This is a genomic window from Acinetobacter sp. ANC 4910 (genome assembly GCF_004331035.1).
Lineage (GTDB): Bacteria > Pseudomonadota > Gammaproteobacteria > Pseudomonadales > Moraxellaceae > Acinetobacter.
The window spans coordinates 255,478-269,567 of record NZ_SJNT01000005.1; the positions used below are offsets into that span (position 1 = coordinate 255,478).

Annotated in this window: 11 protein-coding genes; 8 read left to right on the top strand and 3 right to left on the bottom strand. The window is 44.6% G+C overall.

Features of this window, described 5'->3' with window-relative positions:
- The first annotated feature begins 12 nt into the window (after positions 1-12).
- From E0H82_RS07620 to E0H82_RS07655, 8 genes are all read left to right on the top strand, one after another.
- Positions 13-1,518, top strand: a complete 1,506-nt coding sequence (locus tag E0H82_RS07620; RefSeq protein ID WP_131264088.1) for a UvrD-helicase domain-containing protein — start codon at positions 13-15, stop codon at positions 1,516-1,518.
- Positions 1,519-1,542: 24 nt separating this feature from the next.
- Positions 1,543-2,922 (top strand): AAA family ATPase, encoded by a 1,380-nt coding sequence (locus E0H82_RS07625; RefSeq protein ID WP_131264089.1) that lies wholly within the window; start codon positions 1,543-1,545, stop codon positions 2,920-2,922.
- Between the two features lie 294 nt (positions 2,923-3,216).
- Positions 3,217-6,057, top strand: coding sequence for a monovalent cation/H+ antiporter subunit A (locus E0H82_RS07630; RefSeq protein WP_131264090.1), 2,841 nt, complete (start codon positions 3,217-3,219; stop codon positions 6,055-6,057).
- A gap of 1 nt (position 6,058) precedes the next feature.
- Positions 6,059-6,424, top strand: coding sequence for a Na+/H+ antiporter subunit C (locus tag E0H82_RS07635; RefSeq protein WP_131264091.1), 366 nt, complete (start codon positions 6,059-6,061; stop codon positions 6,422-6,424).
- Positions 6,424-8,235: a monovalent cation/H+ antiporter subunit D gene (locus E0H82_RS07640; protein WP_131264092.1), complete on the top strand. Its 1,812-nt coding sequence runs from the start codon at positions 6,424-6,426 to the stop codon at positions 8,233-8,235. The genes E0H82_RS07635 and E0H82_RS07640 overlap by 1 nt, the downstream gene beginning before the upstream one ends.
- A 2-nt stretch (positions 8,236-8,237) precedes the next feature.
- Complete coding sequence (locus E0H82_RS07645; RefSeq protein WP_131264141.1) at positions 8,238-8,759, top strand: Na+/H+ antiporter subunit E; 522 nt, start codon at positions 8,238-8,240, stop codon at positions 8,757-8,759.
- Complete coding sequence (locus E0H82_RS07650; RefSeq protein WP_044740593.1) at positions 8,756-9,031, top strand: monovalent cation/H+ antiporter subunit F; 276 nt, start codon at positions 8,756-8,758, stop codon at positions 9,029-9,031. The genes E0H82_RS07645 and E0H82_RS07650 overlap by 4 nt, the downstream gene beginning before the upstream one ends.
- A 12-nt stretch (positions 9,032-9,043) precedes the next feature.
- A complete protein-coding gene (locus E0H82_RS07655; protein WP_131264093.1) occupies positions 9,044-9,406 on the top strand; it encodes a Na+/H+ antiporter subunit G in 363 nt (120 codons plus the stop codon).
- 64 nt (positions 9,407-9,470) lie between these two features.
- Here E0H82_RS07655 and E0H82_RS07660 read toward each other — a convergent pair whose 3' ends face one another.
- From E0H82_RS07660 to nusA, 3 genes are read right to left on the bottom strand one after another with little or no spacing between them, the layout of a single operon-like run.
- Positions 9,471-9,875: a ribosome-binding factor A gene (locus tag E0H82_RS07660; protein ID WP_116758767.1), complete on the bottom strand. Its 405-nt coding sequence runs from the start codon at positions 9,873-9,875 to the stop codon at positions 9,471-9,473.
- Complete coding sequence (gene infB / locus E0H82_RS07665; protein WP_131264094.1) at positions 9,875-12,568, bottom strand: translation initiation factor IF-2; 2,694 nt, start codon at positions 12,566-12,568, stop codon at positions 9,875-9,877. The genes E0H82_RS07660 and infB overlap by 1 nt, the downstream gene beginning before the upstream one ends.
- A 10-nt stretch (positions 12,569-12,578) precedes the next feature.
- Entirely contained in the window at positions 12,579-14,063 is a 1,485-nt protein-coding gene (gene nusA, locus E0H82_RS07670; protein ID WP_131264095.1) for a transcription termination factor NusA, read from the bottom strand.
- Positions 14,064-14,090: the final 27 nt, after the last annotated feature.

Here is a 14,090-nt window from a genome sequence, read left to right on the forward strand (position 1 = left end):
CTCGTTCTTCCTGTGTCGAATATCAATCAGAAACCGAGCGCAACCTATGAGCAGGCCACTGCCATTGATAACGCGCGTCTGGGGCAATCCTTTAAAGTGATTGCCTATGCGGGCACAGGTAAAACCACCACCTTACAAATGATCAGTGATGCCATGCCACAACGACGTGGCATGTATCTAGCCTTTAACAAGGCAATTGCTAGTGAAGCGCAGCAAAAGTTTCACTCCAATGTGGATTGCCGCACCTTTCACTCACTGGCATTCCGTAGTGTTTCACGTGGAATCACCGACAAACTGCGTTTGCCCCGTTTAAGTCCGAGCTTCATTGCCAAAGAGTATCGGCTAGAACCGATTACCTTAAGACGCATGATGGGCGGACGCTATGAAAAATACGTGCTGATGCCGAGTCGACTTGCCAGTTTAGTGGCAAATGCCGTCAGCTATTTCTGCTCCACCAGTTCGCAGTACCCTGCACCGCGACATCTGCAAGCGCCCAACTGGCTACATCCCGATGATATCGACAGCTTACAAAAGCATCTTTATCCTGCGGTAGAACGACGTTGGCTAGAGTCAATTGACCAAAATCATCAGGCAGGGATTGGACACGATGTTTATCTGAAACTGTGGGCACTGTCTGAACCGAATATTCCTGCCGATTACGTGCTATTTGACGAAGCACAAGATGCCGATCCTTTAATGCTGGGGATCTTATTGCGTCAGAAAAATACGCAAGTGATTTATGTCGGTGATGCACATCAACAGATTTACGCTTGGCGTGGTGCCGTCAATGCCATGCAGCAACTGCCTTTACCTGAATCTCGCCTCACCACCTCGTTTCGCTTTGGTGAAAGCATTGCTCACAATGCCAATGCCATTTTGGGCGCGCTCAATGAAAAAGTGCCCCTGTTGGGCAATCCGCGACTCAACTCTCAGGTGGTAAATAAACCGCATACCAAAATGCGAGATGCAATTTTATGCCGAACCAATGCGCGTGCCATGGAACTGTTGCTTTCAGGTTTAGTGCATGGCGATAAAGTCAGTCTACAAGCCGACCATGTCAAATTAAATCGTTTTGTTGATGCTGCCAGCATGTTGAAACAAGGCAAACGCGTCACCGATGTACCTGAACTGGCATGGTTTAACTCATGGCACGATGTGCATGAATACTGTGAAACCAATGAAGGCAGCGACATTAAACCTTTGGTGAAATTGGTGGATGATCATGGAACTGACCCGCTTAAACGTGCTTTAGCCAAAATTACCCCGATTGAACAAGCCGACTATATTATTTCCACGGCGCACAAAGCCAAAGGGCTAGAATGGGATCGCGTACACATTGAAGATGATTACCAATTTAAGCTGACGGAACAAGACCATAAAATTAGTGACGAAGAGTTAAGATTGCTGTATGTCGCCTGTACTCGTGCTAAAGTAAGTCTAAATATTCACCATATTTACGACTTGATGCAACAACTAAAAAATAGGATGCCTATCTCATTGCGCCATGCAGTAGGCTAGCCGTTGCACGAATGCGGGGCTTATATGAAAATCGAATCGTTACAGCTCAAACATACCAATCTATTTGCCAATATAGAGCTTAAATTTCATTATCATGATCAACCGATTACCCTGATTTTAGGCGATCAAGCTACAGGCAAAACCAGTCTCCTCAAGCATGCCTATCAGGCCTTAACTTGGTTTTCTGCCCGTTACAAAGACCTGCGAAGTGCGGGTGTGGTTATGTTGGATCAAGATATCCTGCACAGTCGCTTACAATCCAAAGTGCAGATTTGTGTCGAAATTCCTGCCGATATTGGTACGCTCACAGAGTCTGAAACAGTACAACCTGCGATTTTAAACCGCTGTAGCTGGCAACTCTATAAAACCCTCAGCCAACAAGGCATTGGACTGAGCAAAGCAGATACTTTACAACTCGAACAATTGGTACAGCTTTATCATCAAGCCCTACAGCAAGACCCGATGCAAGGTTTACCCCTGATTGCTTATTATCCTGCTGAACGTTTTGTCAATGAAATCAATTTACTCAGCAAGAACAATCCGATTGTATTTCAAGCTGCATATGCCTATGACGTAGCAGCTATTCCCTTTACCACCTTTAGCCGTTTCTTTGAATGGTTTCGCGAAATTAGTGATCTAGAAAATGCACAGACGGCGCAATTGTTTCAGCAACTGATGCGCGACAAGTTACATTTAGGTCAACACTTACAACCCGAAAATATCCCGAATACCTTATTTCAAGCGCATGCACAACTCCATGCACCATGCTTAAAAGCACTAAAAGATAGTCTAAGCATTGTTTTGCCTGAACTGAATGATATTTTTGTGCAATATCAACCCAAACTGCAATTGATGGTGAGCTATCAAGGCAAAATCATGCAATTCCAACAACTTTCCAGTACTCAAAAAAACTGGATTGCGTTGATTGGCGATATTGTGCGACGCATGTGCTTACTCAATCCCCTAAGCCTCTATCCTTGTTTGGAAGGCGATGGCATCTTACTTATTGATGCGATTGATGAACAACTAGATCAGCAACATTGCAGCCTGATTTTGCAACAGTTACATCAAGCCTTTCCACGACTCCAAATTATCGTCACTGGGAATCGCACAGCACTTCTCGAAAATGCAGCCGCTTATCAATGCCTGCAACTTTCTGCACAAGGTATACACGACATCGTACTGCAACCCCTCCAACAACAATTCGATCAAATTTATGCCGAACTGAGTCAACTCTCGCTCTCTGGCGCAACAGAGCTTGAGCCTTTGTCAGACGAACCTTCCATCTCTGCGGCACAGCAGTTGTATACACAAATCCAACAACTCTCCCCAGAAGCACAAGCAGAGTTTCAGCAACTTTGGCAACAAGAGCATGACTCTTCTTTTCAGGATCCATCCTCCTAATTTCTAGCGATAGCACACTGCTTTAAGTTCAATTTTGAGCTCAAAACAGATAATTCGATAGGTGTGCACGAAAAGGTTTGATGTTGTTTTATTCATGTAATAAGATCGGATTTATTCAGATTTTTTATAGTAAAATTTTGTTTTGCTATAGTTTTGCAAGTTGCGCAACACAACTTGTTTTTCGCTTTTATATTTTCTTTACGGCTTTCAAGATTGAATTTTTTGGATATCTCTTTGCTGTCCTGTAATCCTTGAAAGATAAGATTCACCCATAGGTTTCGACCTATCACGACAATGGATACAAGTGTGCTACCAATTATTATCTTGTTACCGTTAGTACTGGGCACAACCCTTGTCTCGTGGCTGAAAAATTTTTCGCGCGGGGTAACGGCTTTCGGGGCTATCGGAGTCAGTCTAAGTAGTTTAATTCTGTTACTGACTCAAGCAAAGCAGGTCTTTCATGGCGAAGTCATTACTCAAAGTTGGTCTTGGTTACCACAACTGGGCATTGATCTCAGTTTCCGTCTGGATGCCTTAGGTCTACTTTTCTCTTTGCTGATCACTGGTATCGGTACTCTCATTTTTATTTACGCCTACTATTACCTTAGCCCTAAAAACTCATTGAGCAAACTCTATTTGTTGCTGATGTTGTTTATGGCGGCAATGTTGGGTATCTCTCTTTCCAATAATTTAATTTTGCTGTTAATTTTTTGGGAACTGACCAGTATTTCTTCTTTCCTCTTGGTCGGCTACTGGAGCAACTATGATGTTGCACAACGTGGCTCACGTATGGCTCTCACCATCACTGGGATGGGGGGCTTGGCGATGCTGGGGGGCTTCATTTTACTGGGGCAAATTACAGGTACTTATCAAATTGACCAGATTCTGACTATGTCAGAACATATTCAAAGTCATGCTTTATTTACCCCAACCCTATTGCTAATTCTACTGGGTGCCTTTACCAAAAGCGCGCAGTTCCCTTTCCATTTCTGGCTCCCGAATGCCATGGCTGCCCCAACACCTGTGTCAGCCTATCTGCATTCGGCCACCATGGTGAAAGCGGGAATTTTCTTACTTGCACGCTTACTCCCGATCTTTGCGGGTGCTGCGCTGTATCACAATATTGTGACCTTTGTCGGCTTATTCACGCTGTGTATGGCGGCATTCTTCGCTATTTTCAAAGAAGATCTGAAAGGGCTTCTGGCCTACTCGACCATCAGTCATCTGGGTTTAATCGTCTGCCTGTTGGGTATTGGTTCACCCTTAGCTGTCGCGGCTGCCATTTTCCATATCATCAACCATGCCACTTTTAAGGCGGCTTTGTTTATGATTGCAGGCATTGTGGATCATGAAACAGGAACACGCGACTTACGCAAATTAAGTGGCGTATGGCAATTATTACCGTTTTCAGCCACGCTCACTATGGTCACCGCAGCGGCTATGGCAGGTGTTCCGCTGACCAATGGTTTCTTGTCTAAAGAAATGTTCTTTACCGAATTATTGGCAAACTTGAGCGGTCCAGCACTGGTATTGTCGGCTATCGTTGCGACATTGGCAGGTATTTTCGCAGTTGCTTATTCGACTCGCTTAATCCACGGCGTATTTTTTGACGGCCCACTGGGTGAGCAAGTGCCCAATAAAGACGGACATGAGCCCCCTATCGGCATGCGGGCACCCGCAATTCTCTTGGCAATTCTCTGTATTGTGGTGGGCATTTTCCCTGCACTCACGGTTGAACAAATTGTTAATAGTACGGCGCGTGCTAGTACCCAGTTACACGACTTCTCTGGAACGCATTTAGCCATCTGGCATGGTTTTAATTTACCGTTAGTCATGAGTTTGATTGCACTGGTTGGTGGTTTAAGCTTTTACTTTGTTCTTGCAAAAGACCGTAAAATTCGCAGTATTGATTTAGATCTTGCCTTGGGACCATTTCAAGGCAAACTCTTATTTGAATCTTTTCTCAAACACTTGCTCCTTAAATCACGCAAGATTAAACGCAAAACAGAAACAGGCTCCTTACAAACTTATCTGCTCTGGATTGTGGCGTTTAGTATTGTATTGGTTGCTGTGCCATTGGTTGCACAAGGTCTAACCACAGGCACCCGTGAACTGACCCATGCCCCTATGCTGGCCATTGTGCTGTGGTTACTCTTGTTCTCTGCCTGCTGGATGATGCTCTGGTTCCACCATGAACGCATTAAAGCTGTGCTGATTAGTGGTGCGATCGGTCTGGTTGTCACCATGGTATTTGTGACCTTATCCGCACCAGATCTGGCCTTAACCCAAATTACTGTGGATGTAGTCACGACTGTGTTGTTGTTAATGAGCTTATCGCTGTTACCACAACTTACGCCCTATGAATCCACTCAAGCTCGTCGTTGGCGCGATGCAATTCTTTCGATTGTCGGGGGACTTGGCATTGGTTGGATCACTTGGCTGATTCTAACGCGTGACCATAATTCGATTTCTTGGTTCTTCTTACAACAGTCAATTCCACTGGGCGGTGGTTCAAACGTTGTTAACGTGATTCTGGTTGATTTCCGTGGTTTCGATACCTTCGGTGAAATTACGGTATTGGGTATTGCAGGTATCGGCGCACTCTGTCTAATGGATGGTATGCGTACACATGGCACCATTACCACCCAAGGCTTAACCTATCGCTTTAACCCCTCTCCTTTAATGCTTCGTATTGCATCCTCTTGGATTTTACCGCTGGCATTGGTCATCAGTTTGTATATTTTCCTACGTGGACATAATGATCCAGGCGGTGGTTTCATTGCAGGCTTAATCACAGCATTGGCGCTAATCATTCAATACATTGCCTTAGGTCAAGACCAAGCCGAACAATTGCTCCGCGCCAAATCTGGACGCTTATATGAAATCTGGATCGGTTCAGGTTTAAGCATTGCAGGATTAACTGCAATTGCAGCATGGTTCTGGGGACGTCCATTCCTGACCAGTGCACACATCTACGTTTCACCCCCAATTTTAGGCGAAATGCACTTGGCTTCTGCGGCTGCATTTGATGTTGGAGTCTATGTCACAGTGGTCGGTGCAACCATGCTGATGATTTCTGTTTTGGGTGACTCACGCCACTCAAGCATGTCTGGTCCATTACCAAAGGGGAAATAATATGATTAGTCTAGAATTTCTTATTGCCTCTGCGATTGGACTGTTAGTTTCAACCGGCATCTATCTGATTCTACGTGCGCGTACCTTTCCAGTAGTACTTGGCTTAGCCATGATTGGTTATGCGGTAAACGTGTTCCTGTTTGCCATGGGCCGAGTCCAAATCAACTCGCCTGCGGTATTAACCGAAGCCACCAAGTCCACCGACCCATTACCACAAGCGCTAGTCCTTACAGCCATTGTGATTGGTTTCGCCACTACAGCCTTTATTGTACAACTGGCTTTACGCAGCCGTTATGAATCAGGGACCGACCACGTTGACTCAAAAGAAGAAATTAGTCTTGTTGACCCACGCGAGGATGAGCCTTAATGCATAACTTCATCCAATTTTGGGCCGAACATACACCAATTTTTAGCATCCTCATTCCGGCATTTACCGGCTTTATTCTGGTTTTACTGGGCAATCCCGGTGCAGGCTCACTCGCTTATGACTGGCGTCAACCTTGGCGTCGTGGCATCAGTCTCATTTCTGCCTTACTGGGACTCACCACTGCAATTTGCTATTTAATGGTGGCCAGTCATGGACAAATCAGCAGTTATAATCTAAGTGAATGGACGGCACCCTTCGGGATCGTTTTGGTTTTAGACCAACTCTCTGCCTTAATGCTGGTATTAACCTATGCACTTGCAGTGCCTGTTTTGTGGTTTGCAAGCCGTGAATGGGATACCCGTGGTCGTTATTTCCATGCCATGTTCCATTTCTTATTAATGGGATTATGCGGAGCATTCCTTACAGGTGACTTGTTTAACCTGTTTGTGTTCTTCGAAATTCTATTGATGGCTTCTTATGTGTTGCTCTTGCATGGACAAGGCAAAGCACGCTTTCAGCTCGGCATTCACTACGTCACCATCAACCTCTTAGCCTCTGCACTGTTCCTGATTGGTCTGGGCATGATTTATGGCAGTGTTGGTAGTTTGAATATGGCAGATGTCGCACGTTTGCTGCCGAGCTTACCACCAGATCAGCACAAATTGGCTGTGGCAGGCGGGCTATTGTTATTTGTGGTCTTTGGCATTAAAGCCGCAATGCTCCCTGTCGGCTTCTGGTTACCTAAAACCTATGCCGTCGCCACCACGCCAGTTGCCGCCATTTTCACCATCATGACCAAAGTCGGCATTTATGCAATTTTACGCGTCAACGGCACGGTGTTCGACGATGCACTCAGCCAGTCCATTTTACAAAACTGGTTACTGCCTATTGGTTTAATCACCTCACTCTATGGTGTGATTGGTGCCATTGGTGCGGAGCGCCTACGTCGTCTTGTCGGTTTTATGGTGTTGTCTTCTATTGGGACTTTACTCACCGCTATTGCCCTGTTTAATCCCCAAGCGTGGTCAGCAACGCTGTATTATCTGGTACATAGTACGCTGATTGCAGCCGCCTTTTATTTACTTTGTGGCTGGATTACTTCGCAACGTGGTGTCTACAAAGATCATTTGAAAATTGCACCACAGATGAAACAACATCATGTGCTCTCAATTTGCTATTTCCTGATCGCCTTAATGATGGCGGGATTACCGCCATTCAGTGGTTTCCTAGGTAAAGTCTTTATTCTTCAAGCCACCGCAAATGAACCCTATCAAGGCATTGTGATCGCAGTCATTCTGGTTGTGAGTTTGCTCAGTATTCTCGCATTTACCCGTGTGGGTTTTATTCTGTTCTGGCGTGCCAGTAAACCCGAAGAAATCGCACATATTGAAGCGGATTATACCGCTTACCAAGCCACGCCAGAAAAAGCACCACCACGTAACGATACTGCAATCTATATCTTATTGGCAGGCCTGATTGGCTATATGGTCGCGGCGGGTCCGATACAGCAATACACCCTCAATACCGCATTACAAATTCAAAACAATGCTTTGTATGAAGCGGCTATATTGAAAAAGGATGAGCTTAATCAAGTCATCAGTGTGCAGCCATTTGATCCTGAAAATCTACCAGAAACCAAATATGGGGGGGAAGAACTCGATCCAAATGCACATCTCATTCCATATACGATCAGTGAAGATACGTTGTCTGGTGAGCACATTTCACCGTACAAGTTACGTCAGATTCAAGAACAACAGACCCATGAAAGGTTGATTCCTGATGATGCTCAACTTAAACCTGTGGAGCCGTAATGATGCAAAAAAAATCTTTTCTTCATCGCTGGCTCCCTCATCCGTTTGTTTCGGTTCTGGTTGCAATCACTTGGATAATGCTGGCACATAGTTTCGATATCGCAACTTTAGTTATGGCGAGCTTGCTTGCTGTATTTATTCCACGCTTGGTACAACCGTTTATCCAACAAACTCCCAATATTCACTGGAAGGCAGCCATTAAGCTATTTTTTGTTGTGCTTTGGGATATTGTGATCTCCAATATTCGGATTGCCAAGTTGGTTTTAGGTCCAATGGATCAATTGCAGCCTAAATGGTATCGCGTGCCATTAGAAACCCAACATGATGAAGTCAATAGCTTACTGGCGATGATCATTACCACCACACCAGGTACAGTTTCGGCTGGCATTGATCAAGATCGTGGTGATATTTTGGTTCATGCATTAAGTTCGGATAATACTGAAATTGATATTCAAGACATCAAAAACCGTTATGAAAAACCATTAATGGAAATCTTCCACGTCAACTCAGGAGATGCCACATGACCGTTCTGCCCTATGCTTTAGGCATCTGTATGGTGGCGATCACACTCTCAATGATGATGTGCTTGGGTCGCCTGATTATTGGACCATCTATTGTGGATCGACTGTTGGCTTTAGATACCTTGTTCTTGAATGCAACCTGTCTCATTGTCGTACTTGGCATCTATTGGAGTACCACTTCATTATTTGAAGGTGCACTACTGGTCGCTATGCTTGGGTTTGTATCTACTGTGGCCTTGGCACGCTACTTTACCTCTGGTCATGTCATCGATTAAGGAGCACATCACATGCAATTACTCATGGAAATACTGGTTTCTATTTTCTTGCTGATTGGTGCATTCTTCATGTTAGTCGGGGGAATAGGCATGATTCGCCTACCCGATTTATTCATGCGTTTGCATGCCCCCACCAAATCGAGCACTTTGGGTTTAGGTAGTTTCCTAATTGCTGCCATGATTTTCTCTGCTTTTCAGGGAAAGATTGGTTTCGCAGAAATTTTATTAACACTTTTAGCGTTCGTTACCGCACCTGTATCGGCCAACCTGATGGCACAAGCAGCCCTTCATCTGCGCTTACGTTCAATGAGTGGTGATGTACCCGAAGCATTGAATCGACCATTACCTTGGCAACGTCAACGCCGTCGTGAATAAATCATCAGCATAAAAAAAGCCACCCGAAGGTGGCTTTTTTTATTACTCAATTTTAACCTTGAGCTTATTCATCATCTTGTTTTGCTTCAGCAGCAGGTAAATCCTTCACTGCTTCTGCAATCAGGCCAAACATATAGTTACCATACGCATTGGTCTTGTCATAATGGAAACGTAAACGTGGCGTAATACGTGTCTTAATACGACGACCCAATTCATGGCGTAAGAAACCAGATGCCTTGTTCAGTACATCCAAAGTTTCTTTATTTGCCACTGCACTTTGCTCATCGCCAAGCTCACGTCCCATCACGGTGACATAGACTTCTGCATAGCCTAAATCTGGGCTGACCTTCACCGCCGAGATGGTCACAAGACCACCTAAGCGTGGATCTTTCAGCTCTTGGCGGATTAACTCAGACAACTCACGCTGTACTGTATCTGCCATTCGCTTAAGACGCTGACTACCCGCCATTAAAGACTCCGTTTAATCAGTTGAACATCATAGACTTCGATCTTATCTTTGACTTTGATGTCTTTATAACCTTTCACCGCAAGACCACATTCCATACCTGCACGAACGTCTTCAACCACGTCTTTATAACGACGAAGAGATTCAAGCTCGCCTTGGAACACAACCACATCATCACGTAATACGCGAATCGGTTTATTACGGTGTAACATACCCTCAAGTACCATACAGCCTGCTGCTGCACCAAACTTACTTGAGTGGAACACTTCACGTACTTCGGCCACACCCAGAATCGTTTCACGGTGTTCTGGAGCAAGCTTACCGCTCATCGCTGCTTTCACATCATCAATCAATTGATAGATGATTGAGTAGTAACGAATATCGATACCATCTGCATCAGCTTTTTGACGCGCAGTGTTGTCTGCACGGACGTTAAAGCCAAGTAATACCGCTTCAGAAGATTCAGCCAATGTTACGTCAGACTCAGTGATTGCACCTACGCCTGAACCAATGATACGAACTTTCACTTCATCCGTTGCAAGTTCAGCAAGCGCAACATGTAATGCTTCCAAAGTACCACGTACGTCAGTTTTCAATACCACATTGACGATAGGCACATCTTTTTTGCCCATAGACGCCATAATATTTTCAAGACGCATTGCACTTTGACGCTCAAGACGCTTTTGACGCTCACGATCCATACGTGCATCGGCAACTTCACGTGCTTTCTTCTCATCACTGACAACAAGAACTTCATCACCCGCCATTGGCGCTTCTGGTAGACCTAAGATTTCCACTGGAATCGAAGGACCTGCAGATTGAATACGTTGACCATTTTCATCTGTCATTGCACGAACGCGACCGTAAGATGCACCCGCAAGAACAAGGTCACCTACTTTCAGTGTACCGTTTTGAACAAGGATAGACGTTACCGCACCACGGCTATTGTCAACACGTGCTTCAATAACAACACCTTGTGCAGCACCTTCTTCAGATGCTTTCAACTCAAGCAATTCAGCTTGGATTGAAATAAGATCTAGAAGCTCATCGATACCTTGACCAGAATGTGCTGAAACCATTGCAACAGGTACATCACCGCCCCATTGTTCAGGCACGATTTCTTTTACTGTCAATTCGTTCAATACGCGATCTGGATCAGCTGATTCTTTATCCATCTTGTTGATTGCAACAATGATTGGTGTACCCGCTGCACGCGCATGATCAATTGCTTCCGCAGTTTGTGGCATTACACCATCATCTGCTGCTACAACAAGAACCACGATATCAGTCGCTTTCGCACCACGTGAACGCATTGCAGTAAATGCAGCATGTCCAGGAGTATCAAGGAAAGTGATCATACCTTTTTCAGTTGTAACGTGGTAAGCACCGATATGCTGTGTGATACCGCCCGCTTCGCCTTGAGCAACTTTTGCACGACGAATACGATCAAGAAGCGATGTTTTACCATGGTCAACGTGACCCATGATTGTCACCACTGGTGCACGAGTAGATTGAACACCACGCGCGCCTTCAGCAGCTTCAAGTAAGTTATCTTCCGCTTGTGTATCAGATACAAGAACAGGGTTATGCCCCATTTCTTCTACAATCAAGGCAGCAATTTCTTGCTCAATTGCTTGGTTCTGAGTAACCAGCTCACCCATTTTCATGAGTGACTTAATTACTTCACGTACTTTAATCGCCATTTTTGCTGCAAGATCTGCAACAACAATGGTTGAACCAATTTCAACATCATAAACTTGCTTTTTAACAGGTTTTTCAAAGCCATGTTTATTTGCAGTACTGGTTTTCAAACCACGTTTATGCGAGTTATCACGGAAAGATTGCTCTTCGCCACGACGACCACCTTTCTTCGGTGCACGTGCACCTGGTGTATTGGCACCACGTTTAATGTCGCGGTCTTCTTTCGCAAATGAATCTTCATATGCTTGACCAACAAGACCCGCAGCAAGAGGAGAATCATCCACTACACGAATGGTCGCAGTTGCATCTTCGTTTGAATACTTAGATGCCATTTGACGCATTTGTTCAAGTGTACGTTGCTGTGCTTCTTCAGCTGCTTTACGACGTGCTGCTTCTTCAGTTGCTTTTAATTGAGCTGCTTGTGCTTCACGCGCTTTCTTCTGCTCAGGAGTTTCAATCACTTTAATTTGTGCTTTAACTACTGGCTTGTTTGTCGATTTACGCTTCACCACAACAGCTGCTTTTGCTGTTTCTTGCTTGGTGGTTTCTTGCTTTGCTGCTGCACGCATTGCTTCTAAGTTTGCAGCCGCTTTATTTGCCACTGGACTTTCAGCTGTTGCTTTAGGTTCAACAGCCTTACGTGTTTGTTGTTCAGCTTGTGCTTTCGCCAAAGCTTCTGCTTTGATTTGTTCAGGATCAGGCTTGGTAAATGTATGCTTCTTGCGAACTTCTACATTAATGGTTTTTGCCTTACCTGAGGTACTTGCTACTTTAGCAGTACCTGTAGTTTTACGTTTCAACGTGATTTGTCCTGCTTGCCCTACGTCCTGACCATGAACTTTCTTCAAATGGTTAACGAGGGTATCTTGTTGTTCAGTAGAAATAATGTCGTCAGCTTTACGTTGCGGTAAACCTGCATCGCGAACCTGCTCTAGGAGCTTGTCTACAGGACGTCCTACGCTGAGTGCTAACTCTTGAATCGACTTGTCCGTCATATATTACCTCCTAGTTAAACCATGATTCACGCGCTTTCATAATTAATTGACCCGCTTGCTCAGCCCCTAAACCTTCAATATCTGAGATATCGTCAGTCGCTTGGTCTGCCAAGTCATCAATAGTCACTACTCCACGTGCAGCCAATGCATACGCGATTTCTTGTGTCATTCCTTCCATTGCAAGAAGTTCAGCACTTGGGTCTTGGATATTTTCTTGCTGTTGTAGTGCATCTGCCAATGCCAATTCTTTGGCACGACTTTGCAACAATTCAACAGTTTCAGCATCCAACTCAATTTCATCAAATGTTTCAGCTGGAACATAAGCAATTTCTTCGAGAGAAGTAAAGCCCATATCCACCAACGCCATTGCCAAATCTTCTTCAATATCTAGACGTGATACAAATAAGTCTAAGTATTGTTGTGCTTCATTTTGCTGACGTGCATGATATTCTTCTTCAAGCATCATGTTTAGTTTATAACCAGTCAGTTCAGAAGCTAAACGCACGTTTTGACCTTGTGAACCAATCGCACGCGCTAGTTGATCGCTAGTTGCGAAAATAATGTCCGCGGTACGCTCTTCTTCATCAATCACAATACCAGATACGTCTGCAGGCTCTAAAGCACTTGCAATGTATTGTGCCGGATCATCAGACCATACTACTACATCAATACGCTCACCATTTAACTCCTGTTGAACTGCTTGGATACGCGTACCACGCATACCAATACAAGCACCTACAGGGTCAATACGATGATCATTGGTTTTCACTGCAATTTTAGCACGCACACCAGGTTGACGCGCTGCGGCTTTAATCTCAATGATTTCTTCAGAAATCTCAGGAATTTCTTTTTTCATCAAAGCCATAAGCATTTCAGGACGTGCACGTGACAATAATAATTGTGCACCACGACCTTCACGATTTACGTTAAACAAAATCGCATTTACGCGTTGTTTTGGACGTAAAATTTCTTTTGCGATCATTTCTTCACGCGCAAGATATGCTTCAGCATTATCACCGAGGTCAATAATGAAACCATCTTTGGTTTGCTTTTTCACTTCACCGTAGATGAGCTCGCCTACTTTAGATTCGTAAGCATCAGCAACTAAAGCACGCTCAGCTTCACGAATCTTCTGTACAATCACTTGCTTAGCAATTTGCGCTGCAATACGACCGAAGTCAATTGAAGGCACTTCAAGCTCACGAATGTCACCAATAGACCATTTCGCAGGATCGACATCAGAAATAGCATCTTGGCATGCAGGCATTTCATGATCTTCATCTGCAACTACTTCCCATTGACGGAAAGTACTATAGTCACCAGTTTTACGATCAATCTCTACACGGAGACGCGCTTCTTCAGAATTCGTGCCTTCATAGAATTTCTTTTTCGTCGCTGCAACGAGAGCTTGTTCAAGCGCTTCGAAAATTGCTTCGCGACCTACACCTTTTTCGTTACTAACCGTTTCAACGACGGTAAGGATTTCGCGTGCCATAAGCCACCTATTTGTTCAGATTCTTAT

Excerpts from the sequence above, each read along its gene's own strand:
- E0H82_RS07625 (WP_131264089.1), top strand. The coding sequence starts at position 1,543 with ATGAAAATCGAATCGTTACAGCTCAAACATACCAATCTATTTGCCAAT.
- E0H82_RS07630 (WP_131264090.1), top strand. The coding sequence starts at position 3,217 with ATGGATACAAGTGTGCTACCAATTATTATCTTGTTACCGTTAGTACTG.
- E0H82_RS07635 (WP_131264091.1), top strand. The coding sequence starts at position 6,059 with ATGATTAGTCTAGAATTTCTTATTGCCTCTGCGATTGGACTGTTAGTT.
- E0H82_RS07640 (WP_131264092.1), top strand. The coding sequence starts at position 6,424 with ATGCATAACTTCATCCAATTTTGGGCCGAACATACACCAATTTTTAGC.
- E0H82_RS07645 (WP_131264141.1), top strand. The coding sequence starts at position 8,238 with ATGCAAAAAAAATCTTTTCTTCATCGCTGGCTCCCTCATCCGTTTGTT.
- E0H82_RS07650 (WP_044740593.1), top strand. The coding sequence starts at position 8,756 with ATGACCGTTCTGCCCTATGCTTTAGGCATCTGTATGGTGGCGATCACA.
- E0H82_RS07655 (WP_131264093.1), top strand. The coding sequence starts at position 9,044 with ATGCAATTACTCATGGAAATACTGGTTTCTATTTTCTTGCTGATTGGT.
- E0H82_RS07660 (WP_116758767.1), bottom strand. The coding sequence starts at position 9,875 with ATGGCGGGTAGTCAGCGTCTTAAGCGAATGGCAGATACAGTACAGCGT.
- infB (WP_131264094.1), bottom strand. The coding sequence starts at position 12,568 with ATGACGGACAAGTCGATTCAAGAGTTAGCACTCAGCGTAGGACGTCCT.
- nusA (WP_131264095.1), bottom strand. The coding sequence starts at position 14,063 with ATGGCACGCGAAATCCTTACCGTCGTTGAAACGGTTAGTAACGAAAAA.